General features: G+C 71.7%; 14 protein-coding genes. 9 read left to right on the top strand and 5 right to left on the bottom strand.

Annotation, left to right across the window (positions count from 1 at the left end; translation table 11 throughout):
• Nucleotides 1-196: 196 nt before the first annotated feature.
• The gene (locus tag I2W78_RS07940) at nt 197-865 is read right to left on the bottom strand and encodes a DUF3000 domain-containing protein (RefSeq protein WP_196458188.1); all 669 of its coding nucleotides are present in this window, start codon (nt 863-865) and stop codon (nt 197-199) included.
• Between the two features lie 129 nt (nt 866-994).
• Here I2W78_RS07940 and hemE point away from each other — a divergent pair, with 129 nt between their 5' ends.
• The gene (gene hemE / locus I2W78_RS07935; RefSeq protein ID WP_196458186.1) at nt 995-2,062 is read left to right on the top strand and encodes a uroporphyrinogen decarboxylase; all 1,068 of its coding nucleotides are present in this window, start codon (nt 995-997) and stop codon (nt 2,060-2,062) included.
• A gap of 18 nt (nt 2,063-2,080) precedes the next feature.
• Here the strand turns inward: hemE and I2W78_RS07930 are convergent, their stop codons facing one another.
• Nucleotides 2,081-2,809 (bottom strand): 2OG-Fe dioxygenase family protein, encoded by a 729-nt coding sequence (locus tag I2W78_RS07930; protein WP_307783631.1) that lies wholly within the window; start codon nt 2,807-2,809, stop codon nt 2,081-2,083.
• 215 nt (nt 2,810-3,024) lie between these two features.
• On the opposite strand from I2W78_RS07930, the gene I2W78_RS07925 reads away from it, so the two are divergent.
• From I2W78_RS07925 to I2W78_RS07900, 5 genes are read left to right on the top strand one after another with little or no spacing between them, the layout of a single operon-like run.
• Nucleotides 3,025-3,348, top strand: a complete 324-nt coding sequence (locus I2W78_RS07925; protein WP_196464468.1) for an acyl carrier protein — start codon at nt 3,025-3,027, stop codon at nt 3,346-3,348.
• A gap of 32 nt (nt 3,349-3,380) precedes the next feature.
• Entirely contained in the window at nt 3,381-7,775 is a 4,395-nt protein-coding gene (locus I2W78_RS40320) for a type I polyketide synthase (protein WP_230885371.1), read from the top strand.
• A 60-nt stretch (nt 7,776-7,835) separates the two neighbouring features.
• Nucleotides 7,836-9,410, top strand: coding sequence for a long-chain-fatty-acid--CoA ligase (locus I2W78_RS07910; protein ID WP_196458182.1), 1,575 nt, complete (start codon nt 7,836-7,838; stop codon nt 9,408-9,410).
• Between the two features lie 5 nt (nt 9,411-9,415).
• Nucleotides 9,416-10,240: a thioesterase II family protein gene (locus tag I2W78_RS07905; RefSeq protein ID WP_196458180.1), complete on the top strand. Its 825-nt coding sequence runs from the start codon at nt 9,416-9,418 to the stop codon at nt 10,238-10,240.
• Nucleotides 10,221-10,673 carry a YybH family protein gene (locus I2W78_RS07900; protein WP_196458178.1) on the top strand — a complete coding sequence of 151 codons (453 nt, stop codon included), beginning with the start codon at nt 10,221-10,223 and terminating at the stop codon, nt 10,671-10,673. The genes I2W78_RS07905 and I2W78_RS07900 overlap by 20 nt, the downstream gene beginning before the upstream one ends.
• A gap of 72 nt (nt 10,674-10,745) precedes the next feature.
• Here the strand turns inward: I2W78_RS07900 and I2W78_RS07895 are convergent, their stop codons facing one another.
• A complete protein-coding gene (locus I2W78_RS07895) occupies nt 10,746-11,345 on the bottom strand; it encodes a TetR/AcrR family transcriptional regulator (protein WP_196458176.1) in 600 nt (199 codons plus the stop codon).
• Nucleotides 11,346-11,492: 147 nt separating this feature from the next.
• On the opposite strand from I2W78_RS07895, the gene I2W78_RS07890 reads away from it, so the two are divergent.
• The 3 genes from I2W78_RS07890 (at nt 11,493) to I2W78_RS07880 (ending at nt 15,040) form a co-directional block, all read left to right on the top strand.
• Entirely contained in the window at nt 11,493-12,920 is a 1,428-nt protein-coding gene (locus I2W78_RS07890; protein WP_196458174.1) for an MFS transporter, read from the top strand.
• A 561-nt stretch (nt 12,921-13,481) separates the two neighbouring features.
• A complete protein-coding gene (locus I2W78_RS07885; RefSeq protein WP_230885370.1) occupies nt 13,482-14,237 on the top strand; it encodes an AfsR/SARP family transcriptional regulator in 756 nt (251 codons plus the stop codon).
• Entirely contained in the window at nt 14,234-15,040 is an 807-nt protein-coding gene (locus tag I2W78_RS07880) for a sirohydrochlorin chelatase (protein ID WP_307783630.1), read from the top strand. Before I2W78_RS07885 ends, I2W78_RS07880 begins: the two co-directional genes overlap by 4 nt.
• Before the next feature lie 9 nt (nt 15,041-15,049).
• Here the strand turns inward: I2W78_RS07880 and I2W78_RS07875 are convergent, their stop codons facing one another.
• A complete protein-coding gene (locus tag I2W78_RS07875; protein WP_196458172.1) occupies nt 15,050-15,946 on the bottom strand; it encodes an ABC transporter permease in 897 nt (298 codons plus the stop codon).
• Entirely contained in the window at nt 15,933-16,712 is a 780-nt protein-coding gene (locus I2W78_RS07870; protein WP_196458170.1) for an ABC transporter ATP-binding protein, read from the bottom strand. Before I2W78_RS07870 ends, I2W78_RS07875 begins: the two co-directional genes overlap by 14 nt.
• Nucleotides 16,713-16,719 lie beyond the last annotated feature (7 nt).

Here is a 16,719-nt window from a genome sequence, read left to right as displayed (position 1 = left end):
CAATTCGGACACGCGATCGATCATGCGAAGATCGAACGGTTTCGATTCGATTCGTTGTCCGGTCGAAAGTGGCCGTATCGACAAAGAGATCAGCCCGAATGGGTGCATGAGAGTTTGATCGGCCGGGGTTCAGGCAGCAGGAGGCAAGGGACGCGGCGCGGGAGCGGCGGAAACACGCGGCACGGCGCGGCTCGTATCAGCGGGACTGCGGGCCGCGCCGCTGCGGCAGGGTCACCACGGACGCGTCGCCCGGGCCCGCCGGCGGCAGGCCCGCCACCTGGGCGAGCAGGTCGCACCAGGAGGCGAGGTGGGCCGCGGTGTCCGGGACACCGCCCAGGCCCTCGCGGGGCGTCCAGGAGGCCCGGATCTCGATCTGCGAGGCGGCGGGACGCGCGGACAGCCCGCCGAAGTAGTGCGAGCTCGCGCGCGTGACGGTGCCGCTCGCCTCGCCGTACGTCAGACCGCGGGCCTGCAGCGCGCCGGTCAGCCAGCTCCAGCACACCTCGGGCAGCAGAGGGTCGGCGGCCATCTCCGCCTCCAGCTCCGCCCGTACCAGCGTCACCAGGCGGAAGGTGCCGCGCCAGGCGTCGTGCCCGGCGGGGTCGTGCAGCAGCACCAGCCGGCCGTCCGCGAGTTCCTGGTCGCCGTCGACGACGGTGGCCTCCAGCGCGTACGCGTGCGGGGCCAGCCGCTGGGGCGCGCGCGTGGGCTCGACCTCGATCTGCGGCCGCAGCCGTGCGGAGCGCAGCGCCTCGACGGCGGCCCGGAAGGGCAGCGGAGCCGTGTCGCCCGCATGCAGGTCCCCCTCCTTCGGGTCGTCCATTCCGCCAGCGCCGTCCGACAGTCGTCCCTGAGCCGCAGCCATGCGGGGAAGATTAAGCGGAATGGACGCCGGGCGCAGGGTAGACACCCCGCCCGGCGGTACCGGGCCGCCCGGGACTGTCGTATCCGAGGCGCCGCCATGCCCCTCCGGGCGCCGTGCGAAACTTTCCCCGTGAGTGCCAACGGAAGCCCCACGGGCCAGCAGCCGACAGCGACGTACGACTCCGCCTTCCTCAAGGCGTGCAGGCGCGAGCCCGTGCCGCACACGCCGGTGTGGTTCATGCGGCAGGCCGGGCGCTCCCTGCCCGAGTACCGCAAGGTGCGCGAGGGCATCCCGATGCTGGAGTCGTGCATGCGGCCCGAGCTGGTCACCGAGATCACCCTGCAGCCCGTGCGCCGGCACAACGTGGACGCGGCGATCTACTTCAGCGACATCGTCGTGCCCCTCAAGGCCATCGGCGTCGACCTCGACATCAAGCCCGGTGTGGGCCCGGTCGTCGAGCGCCCGATCCGCACCCGCGCGGACCTGGCACAGCTGCGCGACCTGACCCCCGAGGACGTCTCCTACGTCACGGAGGCGATCGGCCTGCTGACCGCCGAGCTGGGCGAGACGCCGCTCATCGGCTTCGCGGGCGCCCCGTTCACCCTCGCGAGCTACCTCGTCGAAGGCGGCCCGTCCCGCACGTACGAGAACGCCAAGGCGATGATGTACGGCGACCCCGAGCTGTGGGCCGACCTCCTGGACCGTCTCGCGGACATCACCGCCGCCTTCCTCAAGGTGCAGATCGAGGCGGGCGCCAGTGCCGTCCAGCTCTTCGACTCCTGGGCCGGCGCCCTCGCTCCCGCCGACTACCGGCGCTCCGTCCTGCCCGCCTCGTCGAAGGTGTTCCGCGCGGTCGAGGCGTACGGCGTCCCGCGCATCCACTTCGGTGTCGGCACCGGCGAACTGCTCGGCCTGATGGGCGAGGCCGGCGCGGACGTCGTCGGCGTCGACTGGCGCGTCCCGCTGGACGAGGCCGCCCGCCGCGTCGGCCCCGGCAAGGCGCTGCAGGGCAACCTCGACCCGACGGTCCTGTTCGCCCCGCAGGAGGCCGTCGAGGCCAAGACCCGCGAGGTCCTGGACGCGGCGGCGGGCCTGGAGGGCCATGTCTTCAACCTCGGCCACGGCGTCATGCCGTCCACCGACCCGGACGCGCTGACCCGCCTCGTCGAGTACGTCCACGCGCGGACCGCCCGCTGAGGGCCCTCCGCTGTCCGCCTACACCTCGATCGGCAGTCCGGGTGAGCGCTTGTAACCCAGGATCAGGACATCCCGTACGGCGCGGGTGCCGGGCCGCACGGCCGTGATGGGACGTACGGCGTGCAGGACCTTCTGGTCCGCCCAGAACATCGTGTCCATGCGCTCGGACAGGCAGAACTCGGTGATCAGCTCCTTGGACTCGCTGTAGACCTGTGACTCGCCGCCCGCGGCGTTGACGCGGTTCATCAGGTGGATGGCGCCGAAGTCGACCTCGTCGCGGTGCGGGCCCTCCGGTGTGGGCTCGCCCAGCTCGTCCTCGGTGCTGATGATGCGGAACTGGTGGCACTGCACGTCCCAGGGGTCGTCCAGCCACTCCTCGGGCACCGGGAACTGGGCGAAGTCGGCGCGCAGCAGCGCCGTCAGCAGGGGGTTGTCGAGGGTGTCGTGGCTCAGCGGGGCCACGTCGCGCTCGATGCCGCCCGCGTAGTCGTTGACGTGGCCCGACTGGAAGTAGGGCCGGTGCGGCCGCAGCCGGATCTCACCGGTGCGGGGGTCGTAGCGGAACCGGTCGTAGCGGCGCTCGCGGAACCGTGATCCGTTCTTCAGGTACTTGTCGACTTCCAGCCGGTCCCACTCGCCCGCCAGTCGCTCCTCGAAACGGCGGAATTCCGGATCGATCGGAAACCGGTCGGCCGGCAACAGCGAGTAGCCGAGGGTCCGCAGTTCTTCCCTGGTGTCGATCGGCACGGTGGCGTCCTCCAACCGGACGGGGTGTCTTCCCTGTGCATTTCCCGTAATCCGCGACCGAGCATCGCATCGCCCGCCTGACATCGAACTGACAACGGGAATCCGTGTGATCGCGTCGGGCGAAAGGGCAGGCCGCGCCGCCGGTCAGCACCTCGTCAGTCACGGGCAAGCCGGGCGTGTTGTACTCGAATCCGTCTGGCAGAAAGGTGACCAAGATGACGCCTGTTGCCGAAAGACTGAGATCACTGGCCAGGGCGGAACGCCGAACAGAACTCGAATCCGTGGTGGCGGCGGAGTTCAAAGTGGCCCTGCTCATGACGGAGGACGAAGAACTGCCCCTGGAGGACAGCTTCTTCGAACTCGGCCTCACGTCCCTGGCGCTCACCGATGTGAAACAACGGCTCGAAACTCTCCTCGGCCGGGCCATCAGCAGTACCGCGATGTTCAACCGGCCGACCGTCGAGCAACTGGTGGACCACCTGGCCACGGACGTGCTGGCTGAGCTGTTCGACGCGGACGCCGCCACGCCACAGCCGTGACGCAAACTCTCACCCGAGAAGGAGGCGGCCGCATGCCGGAAACGGATCTCGCCGCAGTACGGCACAGGCTGGAGGCAGCCGAGGAAACCATCCGTCAGCAGCAGCGGACCATCGGGCAGTTCCTCCTGGAAAAACATGAACCCATTGCCGTCGTGGGCGTCGGGCTGCGGTTTCCGGGCGGCGGCCGGACCCTGGAGGAATTCGACGGCTTTCTCCGCGAAGGGCGTTCCGGCATAGGGCCCCTGCCGCGCTCCCGTTGGCTGTCCGACGTACCCGAGAGCGAGATCACGGCGCAGGCCGGCGGATTCCTGGACGGAATCGACGAGTTCGACCCGCAGTTCTTCAATATTCCGCCCAGCCAGGTGCCGTACATAGATCCGCAGCAGCGCCTGCTGCTGGAGACCGTGTGGGAGGCGCTGGAACACGCCGCCATCGATCCGGCGGGCCTGCGGCACGGCGACGGCGGGGTCTACGTCGGGGCCTCGCCGCTCGACTTCGCGCTGGAGCTGGAGTCCCTGGGGGACGAGCAGCTCGACGGCGCGCTCGCCACCGGCCTCGGCGGCTACTCGATGTCCGGGCGCCTGTCCTACTTCCTGGGCTGGCGCGGGCCCAGCCTCACCACGGACACCGCCTGCGCGTCCTCGCTGACCGCCCTGCACCTGGCCGTCGAGGGGCTGCGTCGCCGCGAGTGCTCGATCGCTCTGTGCGCGGCCGTCAACGCCCTGCACAATCCGCGCTCGTTCGTGATCCTGTCCCATGCGCAGATGCTCGCTCCGGACGGCCACTGCAAGACGTTCGACGAGGCGGGTGACGGCTACGCCCGGGCCGAGGGCTGCGGTGCGCTGGTCCTCAAGCGGCTCTCGGACGCGTTGATGGACGGCGACACCGTCCTCGCCCTCGTCCGCGGGACGGCGATCGGGCAGGACGGGGAGAGCGCCGGGCTGAGCGCGCCCAACGGCACCGCGCAGGAGGCGGTCATGCGTGCCGCGCTGGCCAACGCCCGCCTGGAGCCCGGCGACATCCAGTACGTCGAGGCCCACGGCACCGGGACCCCCCTGGGCGACCCGATCGAGATGGGCTCGATCAACGGGGTGTTCGGCGCCGCGCACAGCAAGGAGGCGCCGCTGACCGTGGGCTCGCTCAAGGCCAACGTCGGGCACATGGAGCCGGCCGCCGGCCTGGGCGCGGTCGTCAAGGTCATCGCCCAGTTGCGGGCGGGAACGTTCTACCCGCACGTGTGGGACACGCCCTCCGGGCGCATCCCGTGGGACGCCTATCCCGTGACCGTGCCCACGCACGCCGGTCCGTGGGACGCTCCCGTGCGCCGCGCCACCGTCAACGGCTTCGGCGTCGCCGGCGCCATCGGCGTCGCCGTCCTCGAAGAGGCCCCACCCGCCGAGACGGCCGGCGCGTGGGTGATGAACACGGGCAGGGCAGAGGCCGAGTCCGGGGACGCCGTCCGGGGTGGGGTTGCTGCTCGGGGTGGGGATGCTGTCCGGGGCCGGGTTACTGCCGGGGGTGGGGTTGCCGTCCGGGGTGGGGTTGCTGCTCGGGGTGGGGATGCTGTCCGGGGCCGGGTTACTGCCGGGGGTGGGGATGCCGTCCGGGGTGGGGACGCTGCCCGAGGCCGGGACGCTGCCTTGGATCGGGACGCTGCCCGGGGTCCGGACGCTGCCCGGGGTCCGGACGCTACCCAGAGCCGGAAGGCCGCCCAGAGCCGGGACGCCGCCCAGAGCCGGGACGCCGCCCAGGGCGGAGCCGAGCGTTCCGGTGGTCGGGCCCTGGTTCCCGTTCCGGCCGCGGCCGCTCCTGCCGAGGACTTCGGACACGTCTTCACCCTCTCCGCCAAGAGCCGTCCCGCATTGCGTCTGCAGGCCGAGCGGCATCTGCGGTTCCTGAAGGAGCACCCGGACGTCCGGCTCGCGGACCTGTGCTACACACGGGCCGTCGGACGCACCCACTTCCGGCACCGGGCCGCGGCCGTCGTGCACGACCGCGACGAGCTGACGGCCTTCCTGACGAAGCTGGCCGCCGAGCCGACCGGGACCGGCGGCGGGGCCCGCGTCACGGCCGACGCCTACCGCAAGACGGCGTTCCTCTTCACCGGATCCGGCTCCCAGTACGCGGGCATGGGGCGGGAGCTCTACGAAACGTTCCCCGTCTTCCGCGAACACGTCGACGCCTGCGACGCCCTCTTCGCGAAGATCCTCGGCCGCTCGGTGACGGAGGTGATGTTCGGGCAGGCGCCGGACACCGAGGAACGCTTCGCCTCGACGCTGTACACGCACGCCGCGCTGTTCACGCTGGAGTACGCACTCGCCCGGCTGTGGCTGTCGTGGGGCGTGCGGCCCGCCGCCCTGCTGGGGCACAGCGTCGGCGAGATCGTCGCGGCGACGGTCGCCGGCCTGTTCGAGCTGCCCGACGGGGTGGCCTTCGTGGCGGCCCGGGCCCGGCTGATCGAGACGGTCTCCCGGCCCGGCGGCATGGCCGCGGTCTCCGCGTCGGCGGACGAGGTCCGCGCGCTCCTCGAACCGTGGCCGGATCTGGCGGTCGCCGCCGCGAACTCCCCTCGGCAGTGCGTGGTCTCGGGAGCCGCCGACTCGCTCGCGGAGGCGGTCGTCAAGCTGCGCGAGACCGCGGGGACCGTCACCGCGCTGCGCGTCTCGGCGCCGTTCCACTCACCACTGATGGCCGAGATCTCCGCCGGACTGCGCGAAGCACTCGGCGACGTCCGCTTCCACGAGCCCGAGTTCACGGTGATCTCCAATGTGACCGGCCGGGTCGCCGGGCCCGGGGAGATGGCCACGCCCGAGTACTGGGTGCGCCACCTCAACGAGGCGGTCCGGTTCGACGAGGGCGTCGCGGCCGTCGACGAGCGCGGCCGCCACGTCTTTGTGGAGGTGGGCCCTTCGACCGCGCTGACCGGACTCGCCCGGCAGAACGTGGACCCGTCGCGCCACCGCTGGCTCACCTCGCTGCGTCCCTCGGACGGCCGGGGCCTGTCGATCCGTCAGGCGCTGGCGGCGGCGTACGAGGCGGGGCTGGGCATCGACTGGGCCGCGGTGTACCGGGGGAGGGAGGGGCGGCGGATCCCGTTGCCCGCGTACGCCTTCGACCGGCGTCCGTACCGGCTGCCCGCCCGCCGCGACCGCACGGCGGACGTGGGAGGGCACCCGCTGCTGGGCCGCCGGACGGGCGAGGCCGCCGCACTCACCGCCGCGCCGGGTACCGGCACCCCCGCGGTGTTCACCGCCCGTATCAGCGCCGGCCGCCCCGCCTACCTCGCCGACCACACCCTCGACGGCCGCGTCTTCCTGCCCGCGACGGCCTACGTCGAGACACTGCTCGCCTGCCAGGACGCCCTGTTCGGCAGCACGGACCGCGCCGTTCTGGACCTGCGCTTCCACGAGGCGCTGTTCCTCGGCGACCGGCCGGTGCCGCTGACCACCAGGGTCGAGCCCGCGCCCGGCGGTCGGCTGCGCGTGGAGATCGGCAGCCGACCCGCCGAAGGGGAACCCGGCGGAGAGCGGCTGCACGCGACGGCCCACCTCTCCGCGGCCGACGACGAGGCGACCGGCCCGTCTCCGGAGGGGCGGCACCTGCTGGACCGCGCGCTCCCGTTGTTCGACGCGGCCGCGGACCGTGTCCTCGACCAAGCCGGGGTGAGCGCGGCCTACGCCCGGGCCGGGCTGCGCTACGGGCCCCAGTTCAGCCGCGTCCGCTCGGTGGCCCGCCACGGTGACGACCTCGCCGTCGGCACACTCCACGGCGGCGACGTCTCCTGGGCCGAGCACCTGCCGCCGCCGCTGCTGGACGCCGTCACACACGGCCTGGCCGTCCTGGCCGACGACGGTCACCAGTACGTCGCGACCGGCATCGACGCACTGCGGCTGCTGCGCCGCCCCCGCGCCGAGGAACTGCGCTCCGTGCTGCGGGTCACCCGGACCGCCGGGGACGGTGCCGCCCCGGCACTCAGGCTCGACGCGCTGCTGCTGGCGGGCGACGTGCCGGTGGCCGAGCTCACCGGCATGACGCTGACCCGTCTGACCTCCCGCCCGGCCACCGGCACCGTCGGTACCGCAGCCGGGCCGGCCGCCGCAAAACCGGTACGACGAGGGCTGCCGGGCCGGGAGTCCCTGCTCGCGGCCTCGTCCGACAAGCTCCTGACAGGGCTGGTCGACGTGGTCCGCGGCACGGTCGCGGAGCTGCTGGCGATCGACGACCCGGACACGGTCGACGCCCGCGCCACGTTCCTGGAGCTCGGCGTCGACTCGTTGCGCGCGATCGACCTCAAGGACCGGCTCCAGGCCCACCTGCGCGTGCCGCTCGCCTCGACCGCGGTGTTCGACCACCCCACGGTCGAGGACCTGGCCGAGGCACTGAGCCACCGGCTGACCGAGAACCACTCCGCCACCACCGGTACCTAGGCAGCCCGACGCATCAGAGCGCACGCACCGCACACCACCACGACCAGGTCGAGGGGCATCATGGAGAACCGGAACGACAGGACACTCGCCGCGCGGTCGGCTCTGCACGCCGGCCGGCGCCCCGATCACCCCGCCGTCGTCTGCGAGGGACGCACCCTCACCTACGGCGAACTGCACCGGCACAGCAACCGCACCGCCCACGCCCTGCTCGGCACCGGCCTGGGCCCCGGTGCCCGGATCGGCTACCTCGGTCAGGAGTCGGAGCACTACTTCGACATCGCCCTCGGCTGCGCCAAGAGCGGCACCGTGCTCGTCCCGATCAACTGGCGGCTGACCGCACCCGAGGTGGAGCACATCCTGGCCGACGCGCAGGCGGAAGTGCTCTTCGTGGAGCGGGAGTTCCAGGACGTGGTGGAGCGGCTGCGCCCCTCGCTGCCGCGGCTGCGGCACGTGGTCGTGACCGACACCGACGAGCACGTGGCCGGCGGCCTGCTCGCCTGGAAGGAACCCTTCCCGGACACCGACCTGCCGCCGGTCACCGGCTTCGACGACGCCGTCGCCCAGCTCTACACGAGCGGCACGACCGGTCTTCCCAAGGGAGTGGTGCTGGCCCAGCGCACCTTCTTCACCTTCATCGCCGACATGACGGCGGCGGGCGTGGACTGGATCGACTGGCGGCCCGACGACCGCGGGCTGTGCTGCTTCCCCGCCCTGCACACCGCCGGGTTCGGCTGGTTCATGCACTCCTTCAACGTGGGCGCCACCACGGTGATCATGCGCAAGTTCATCGCCGACGAGGCGACGCGGCTCATCGAACGGCTGCGGATCACCACCGTGTGGGCCGCCCCGGCGATGCTGCGCATGATGCTGACCGAGCGGGGCACCACGCGGGACACCTTCCGCTCCTTGCGCAAAGTGGTCTACAGCGGCTCACCCATCGACCGCGACCTGCTGCTGACCTGCATCGACGTCCTGGACTGTGAACTGGCCCAGGGCTACTCCTCGGCGGAGGCGGGCAGTTTCGTCACCTGCCTGGCCCCGGCCGACCACCGGCCCGACAGTCAGGTGCTGGGCTCGGCCGGCCGGATCTGCCCGGGCAACGACATCCAGATCGTCGACGACGAGGGGAACGTGCTCCCCGCCGGCCGTGTCGGCCGGGTGCGGATCAAGAGTCCCGCACGGTTCCTCGAGTACTGGCGGCTGCCCCAGGCCACGACCGAGGCGGTGCGCGGCGACTGGCTCGCCATGGGAGACATGGGCTGTCTCGACGAGGACGGCTACCTCTTCCTCGTCGACCGCGTCAACGACACCATCATCGTGGCCGGTCAGAACATCTACCCGACCGAGGTGGAGAACGCGCTGCGGCAGCACCCGGCGGTCGAGGACGTGGCGGTCTACGGCGTCCCGGACACCCACTGGGGCGAGGCCGTGCGCGCCGCCGTCGTACTGCGCCCGGACGCGGACGCCAAGCCCCGGGACTTCCTGCGCTTCATGAACGGACGCGTCGCGAACTTCAAGATCCCCACGGGGTACGAGATCGTCGACGCCCTGCCCCGCAACCCGACCGGAAAGGTGCTGCGCCGGGTACTCCGGGAACGCCACACGGCCGGCGCGGAGCAGCCGGCCGGGAGGTGAACACGGTGCCCGACGCCACCCGGCCGACCGCTCCCGAGCGCTGGCTGCACCCGCCGGACCCGGAACCGGACGCGGCGGTCCGGCTGTTCCTCTTCCATCACAGCGGTGGCAGCGTCACCGCCTACCGGGACTGGACGGGCCTGCTGCCCAGCGACGTCGGCGCCCACGCCGTACAACTGCCGGGCCGTCAGGAACGGCGGGGCGAGAAGCCGTTCACCCGGTTGACGCCGCTCGTCGACGCCGTCGCCGACGTCCTGGCGGCCCAGTGGGACGAGCGGCCCTACGCGTTGTTCGGCCACTCGATGGGGGCACTGCTCGCCTATCGCACCGCCGTCGCCCTGCGGTCCCGCGGTCGTCCGCCCGCGCTGCTCGCCGTCTCCGGCTGGGCCCCGGAGGGGTTCCGGGGGCTGCCGGCGGACGGACCGGGGGGCGCGGGCGGGGCCGGGGACGCGGCCGCGGTGGCCGCGATGCGCGACCTCGGCGGGCTGCCCGAACGGGTCGGCGAGGACGCGGAGATGCTGGCCGCGGCGGCGCGCGCGATGGCCGCGGACAGCGCGGTGTGCCGGGACCACGTGGACGACGGCGCCGTCGTCGACTGCCCGGTCGTGGCCTACGCCGGGCGCGCCGATCCGTTGCTGGACCCCGCGGCGATGGCGTCGTGGGGCCGGCGCACGGACCGCTACCTGGGCTGCCGGGTCTTCCCGGAGGGCCACTTCTTCATCCGTACGCAGGTCGCCGCCGTCACCGCCGACCTCGTCCAGCTGCTGCGGCGGTACGCGGTGGACCGCCCACCGACCCGGGAGACAGATCATGCTGCCTGGACCGAATGAACTCGCCGACCGTTACGTGACGTTGTGGAACGAGAAGGATCCCGAACGGCGCCGCGCCGGCGTGGCGGCGCTGTACGCCCCCGACGCCACGTACGTCTTCTACCGGCGCGACCCCGTCCGCGGCCGGGAGGCGATCGCCGCGCAGATGGCGTACACGCACGAGATCTACGGGCCGATGGGCTATGAGTTCCGGTCGGGGAACAACGCGACCGGGCACCACGACGTGGTCCGTATGAACTGGGTGATGGTCGTGGCCGCGACCGGTGAGATGGAGATGGCGGGGCAGGACGTCCTGGTGCTGGACGAGAGTGGCCTGATCCGGTTCGACTACCAGTTCCACGACCGGCTGCCCACGTCCTTCGTCTACAACGACGGCTACGAGGAGCACGGGGTGGCGGTCCGCCCGGCGCGCCCGGAACGTATCGCTCGCTGACCGTTCGGCTCCCGGCCGGCGACCACGCATCGGCCTCGCGGCGCGCTCCCGCCGCGAGGCCGTTGCGTCATGTCAGGCGGCGGCCGAGCCGACCGCGCCGGGGCAGTACTGGCGGACGATGGTCTCCGCTGTCGCGATGGCCATGCGGGCGGGGCCGGCGGGCCCCAGCACCTCGCCGTTGGCGAGCATCCCGCCGATCAGCAGCATCAGGGCGTCGGCCATGGCGTCGGGGTCGTCCGCACCGGCGCTCACCGCGAGGTCGCGCAGCCAGTCGCGCAGCTTCTGAAGGTGCTGCCGGGCCTCGCGGCGGCCGGGGTGGGTGGGGTCGCGGAACTCGCTCGAGGTGTTGTAGTAGATGCAGCCGCGGAAGTCCGGCTGATCGACGCTGTCGTAGAAGAACCGCATCAGCGCCAGGATCTGACCGACCGGGTCCCCCTCGTGGGGCTGCGTGACCTTGCGGGCCTGGGCCCACCACTCCTCGTCGCTCTGTCGGATCCAGGCGGCGACCAGTTCGTCCTTGCTCGGGAACTCGCGGTAGAGCAGGCTCTTGCCCACTCCCGTCTCCTCGATCACCTGCTGCATGCCGACCGCGCGCACACCGTTCTCGCTGAAGAGCCGGGAAGCGACGTTGAGGATTCGTCGACGGGTGCCGGGCGCAGGCGTGCGTGCCATGTAGTACTCCCTCCGAGCTACCCCCGTGGTCACAAGCATACGTTTGACAGCGCCAGTTGTGGACGCTAGAAATGGACCGATCGGTCCCGGACCGATTGGTCCGTGATCTTGTTTGCGACCTCGTCGCCCTCCGATCGGAGTCTGATCATGACTGAGGCGTCCTCCACCTCCCCGCCCGCGGCCTCGGCCGCACCGGCGGACGTCGGCGCCCCCGCGGTCCGGAGCCTGCCTCTGCTGCTCCTGGTCGTGTGCGCGGTCCAGTTCCTCGACGCGATGGACATCGCGAGCATGGGCCCGGCGCTCCCGCTCATCGAGAACGACCTGAACATGTCCCCGGCGGCGCTGCAGTGGGTGGTGTCCGCGTACGCGCTGGGCTTCGGCGGTTTCCTGCTGCTCGGCGGACGGCTGGCCGACTTACTCGACCGCAAGAAGCTGCTCATCGGCTGGCTGCTGGTGTTCGTGGTCGCCAGCTGCCTGGGCGGCATCGCCGACGACGGTCTGCTGCTGGTCGCGGCCCGGCTGGTGAAGGGCATCAGCGCCGGCATCACGGCGCCCGCCGCGATGGCCATCCTCCTCGACGCCTTCCGTGACGAGCGGGCACGCAACCGGGCCCTGGGCACCTTCCTCGCCGTCGCCTCGGCGGGGTACTCGCTGGGCCTGCTGCTCGGCGGTGTCCTGGCCAGCGCCTCCTGGCGCCTGATCCTGTTCCTGCCGGCGCTCGCCGGTGTGCTCGTCGCGCTGCTGGCGGCCTACGTCGTACCCGCCGGCCGGCGCCGGACCGAGCGCGGCAACGTGGACGTTCTCGGCGCGGTCACGGTCACCGCGGGGGCCATCGCGCTCGTCTACGGGCTCAGCCGTGCCTCCAGTGAGGGCTGGGGCGACGGCCTGACGCTCGCCTCGCTGCTGGCGGCCGCCGTGCTGCTGCCGCTGTTCGTCCTGGTCGAGAGCCGGCACTCGGCGCCCCTGGTGCCGCTGTCCATCTTCCGGCGCGGACAGCTCGTGCGGGCCAACATCTGCATGCTCTTCTTCGGTGCGTACGTCTCCTTCCAGTTCGTGCTGACGCTGTACTACCAGCAGACGCTCGACTGGTCGCCGATGCAGGCCGGTCTGGCCTTCCTGCTCGGCGGTGTGCTGACGGCCGGCACGGCTCGCTACGGCGCCGCGCTCGTGACCAAATATGGTGCCTGGCCCGTGGCCACGGTCGGCCTGGTGATGATGGTCGTCGGCTACCTGGGGTGGGTGCTGCTGATCGGGCACGTCGATCCGCTCGTCACCCTGCTCGCCCAGCAGCTGCTCGGCGGCTTCGGCTTCGCGGCCGTCTATCCGGCCCTGAACATCGCCGCCGTCGGCAGCGCGTCCGCGGACGAACAGGGCCTGGCCTCCGGCCTGTTCAACGCCGGCGCGCAGGTGGGCAACGGCATCGTGATCGCCGTGACGGCCACCGTCTTCGCCTCCGTCTCCGGCGCCGGGCTGGAGCCCTACCGGGCGGGCCTGTGGACCGTCACGGCCATCACGCTGGCCGTGACCCTCGTCGCCCTCGCGGGCGCCGCGAAGTACCGCCGGAATGCCGCCTGAGGCCTTCGGCCACCTGTCAGCCGTACGGCACGGTGGCGGCTTCCAATAATCCCCCGTATTGTCGCCGGCCGTGCCGTACGGCCCCTCTCCCGACTCCGTCGCCCGCCCCTGTGGGCGACGGAGTCGGATTTGCCGGTCAAAGGGAATCTCGCCGTCCGATTTCATGGACGGCGTCGACTGTTTTAGGTCACCGCGACAGGGGCAGCGCTTTCTGGGCGTGCCGACGTTGACATATTGAGATCTGGCCTAGTAGTTTCTGAGACCGATCGGTCCATATAGCAGGATTCTGGATCTGCCGCCCTGGCCTCTGACCAGGGGAGACATAGGGTTGCGTGGACGTGCGGCCCTTCTCGTACGACGGCGATCGTTTCTGGTCATCCTGTAAATGGCGGGAACCCGTACAAGTTGCGAGTGTTCACGGTCGGGTTCAAGCCAGCTCTGGTGAACGTTCATTTTGCGGGGGAGAGAAGGCTTGTGTTGAAATTTTCACTACTGGGCCGCATAGAAATAGATCCCGGCAAAGAACCCGTAAAACTTGGTGGCGCCATTCAGCAGACGCTTTTGGCTACCCTGTTGGTAACCGGCGGTTCGCTGGTCACCGTTGATTCCCTCATCGTCGAACTCTGGGGAACCACCCCACCGGCCAAGGTCGACAACGCCCTCCAGGCACAGATCAGCAGAATCCGTCGTACACTCGCCGCGCTCGAACCCGAGCGGGAGACCTCCCGAGTGGTCACCAGCATGTCGGGCTACGGCTTCACCCTGGAGCGATCGGAACTCGACTCCTACGTCTTCCTCGACGCCGTGGAGGCGATCCACGCCCGGCACGGCCGCGCCGGCCGGCCCGACGTCACCCAGGACATCACCCACGACATCGCCAACCTGCGCGCGGCGCTCTCGCTGTGGCAGGGACCCGTGTTCGGCGGCCTCACCGGAGGCCCGCTCTGCCAGGCGGCCTCCGCGCGCTATCTGGAGGCACGCAACTTCGCCCAGGCCCTGCTCTACGAGCTCGAACTGCGCGTCGGCGGACACGAACGCATCCTGCCGGAACTCATGGAGCTCCACGCCCGCAACCCGCTGCAGGAACAATTCTGCCTGCTGCTGATGCGCGCCCTGTACCGGTCCGGACGCCAGCTGGACGCGCTCAACGTCTACCGGCAGTGCCGGCACGACCTGGTCGAGTCCCTGGGCATCGAGCCGTCGCCGGTCCTGCGCCAGTACGAACAAGCCATCCTCACCCACGACCCCATGCTGCTCAGCGACGAGCCGGCCCGGCCGACGGCACCTCCGGTCGCCACCATGGCGTCGGCACCGTGAGACCGTCGTCCGCAGCGACCGCCGGCCGGCCCGCCAGGGTCGGCCGCGCCCTGCTCGTCGTCGCCCACGGCAGCCGCGACCCGCGACACGCGGCGACGGTGCACGCCCTGACCGGGCTGGTCCGCGCGCGCCGGCCCGCGCTCCGGGTGACGACCGCCTTCCTCGACTTCGACACCCCGACCGTGCGCGAGGCCCTGCACCGGCTGGCCGCCGAGGGCGTGGCGGAGGTGGTGGTCCTGCCCCTGCTGCTCACCCGGGCCTTCCACGCCAGGACCGACCTGCCCGCCGTGCTGGACGACGTCGGCGCACTGCCGCTGCGGATGCGCCGGGCCGCCGTTCTGGGCCCCTCGCCCCTGCTGCACGCCGCGCTGGAGCGCCGGCTGGCACAGGCCGGGCTCCGGCCCGAGGACCGGTCGTCCACGGGCGTGGTGCTGGCGTTCGCGGGCTCCACCGACGCGGCGGCGATCGCGCAGATCGCCCGTACCAGGCAGGAGTGGGCGCGCACCGGCTGGTGCTCCGTGCGCCCCGCGGCCGCTTCCCCGTCCTGCCGTCCGGCCGGTGTGCCGGGCGTGGTCGAAGCGGTACGGGCCCTGCGGGCGGGCGGCGCCCGGCGCGTGGCCGTCGCCCCGTACGTCATCGCCCCCGGCATACTGCCCGACCGAATCTTCCGGGCGGCCCACGACGGGGGCGCCGAAGTGGTGGCGGGGGTACTGGGCCCCGCACCGGAACTCGCCCGGCTCGTGCTGCTGCGCCACGACGAGGCGTCGGCCCCCCTGACGGCGGGGGCCGACGCCTCGTCGTAGGCCCTGTCGTCAGGTGCGGCCGGTCAGGCCGCGGCCGCGCAGCACCCGCCGCTCCAGCGGGCTGAACAGGAGCAGGTCGATGGCGATGCCGACGACCAGGATGAGCATGATGGCCAGGAACACCCCGGGCATGTCGGCGTTGTTGCGGCCGTGCTCCAGCAACTGACCCAGCCCGACGCCCAGATCGGGCGAGGAGGCGATGATCTCCGCCGCCATCAGGGACCGCCAGGAGAACGCCCAGCCCTGCTTGAGACCGGCCAGATAGCCCGGCAGCGCCGCCGGCAGGACGACGTACCAGGTCCCGCTGACCCCGGTCGCGCCCATCGTGCGGCCCGCCCGCAGCAGCAGCGGGGGCACCTGGTCGATCCCGGAGACCAGGCCGTTGGTGATGGAGGGGACCGCACCGAGCAGGATCACCGTGTACATCATCGAGTTGTTCAGACCCAGCCAGATCACGGCCGGCGGCACCCACGCCACCGACGGCAGCGACTGCAGACCCGCCAGGACGGGGCCGAGCGCCGCCCGCAGCGGGCGGACCCGGGCCACCAGCAGCCCGAGCGGAGTGGCGATGGCGAGTGCGAGCAAGAAGCCGAGCAGACCGCGCGAGACGCTCGTCCAGATGACCTCGAACAGGGTGCCCCGCAGCCACATGTCGGACAGGCTGTGCCACACCGCGGACGGCGGGGGCAGCTTGTAGTCGCTCGTGACCTTCGCCCACACCAGCGTCTGCCACACCGCCCCCACCAGTACCACGGCCAGCAGGGGCGGCAGCACGGTGCGGCGCAGGACGGCCCGCAGGGCGCCACGCCCGCTCCGCCCTGGCGCCGGTGAGCCCGCCCCGGCCGGCCGGGGCACGTCCGTGACGGGGGCGCCGGCCGTGGTCCCGGTGGTCTCAGTGGTGGCCATGACGGCGGATCTCCCCACGCAGGGCTTCGGTTATCTCCAGGGACAGTTCGGCCACGGGGGCATCCTCGATACGGCGCGGCTGCGCCGTCCCGACGCTCCACTGGCGGGCGAGACGACCGGGCCGGGAGGAGAGCAGGACGACGCGCTGCGCGAGGCGCACGGCCTCGCGCACGTTGTGCGTCACGAACAGCACGGAAAGCCGGGTCTCGTTCCAGATCCGGATCAGCTCGTCGTGCAGCACGTCACGGGTGATCGCGTCGAGCGCCGCGAACGGCTCGTCCATCAACAGCAGCCGGCTGTCCTGCGCCAGCGCGCGGGCGAGGGCGACGCGCTGGCGCATACCGCCGGAGAGTTCGTGCACGCGTTTGCCGTACGAGCCCTCCAGCCGGACGAGTCCGAGCAGCTCCTCGGCGCGGGCGCGACGATCGCTCCGGGCGACTCCCCGGAGCTTCAGGGCGAGTTCGACGTTCCGCCCGGCGGTCAGCCAGGGGAACAGGGCGTGGTCCTGGAACATCAGGGCCGGGCGCCCGTGGGTGGTGATGGACCCGGCGGTCGGGGCGTCGAGGCCGGCGACGAGGTTGAGCAGGGTGGACTTGCCGCAGCCGGAGGCCCCGAGGAGGGTGACGAACTCGCCCGGCGCGACATCGAGGGTGATGTCGTCCAGGACGACTTGCGGCCCCGTGGGCCCGGCGAAGGACTTCGAGACGTGCTCGATCCGGGCGGCGTACCCCACCGACTCGGTTGCCGGGGCGAGGGTCGTGCTCATGGTCGTC

Origin of the sequence: Streptomyces spinoverrucosus (assembly GCF_015712165.1) — a bacterium.
Classification (GTDB): Bacteria; Actinomycetota; Actinomycetes; order Streptomycetales; family Streptomycetaceae; genus Streptomyces; species Streptomyces spinoverrucosus_A.
This window is presented reverse-complemented; position numbering and strand designations above follow the sequence as displayed.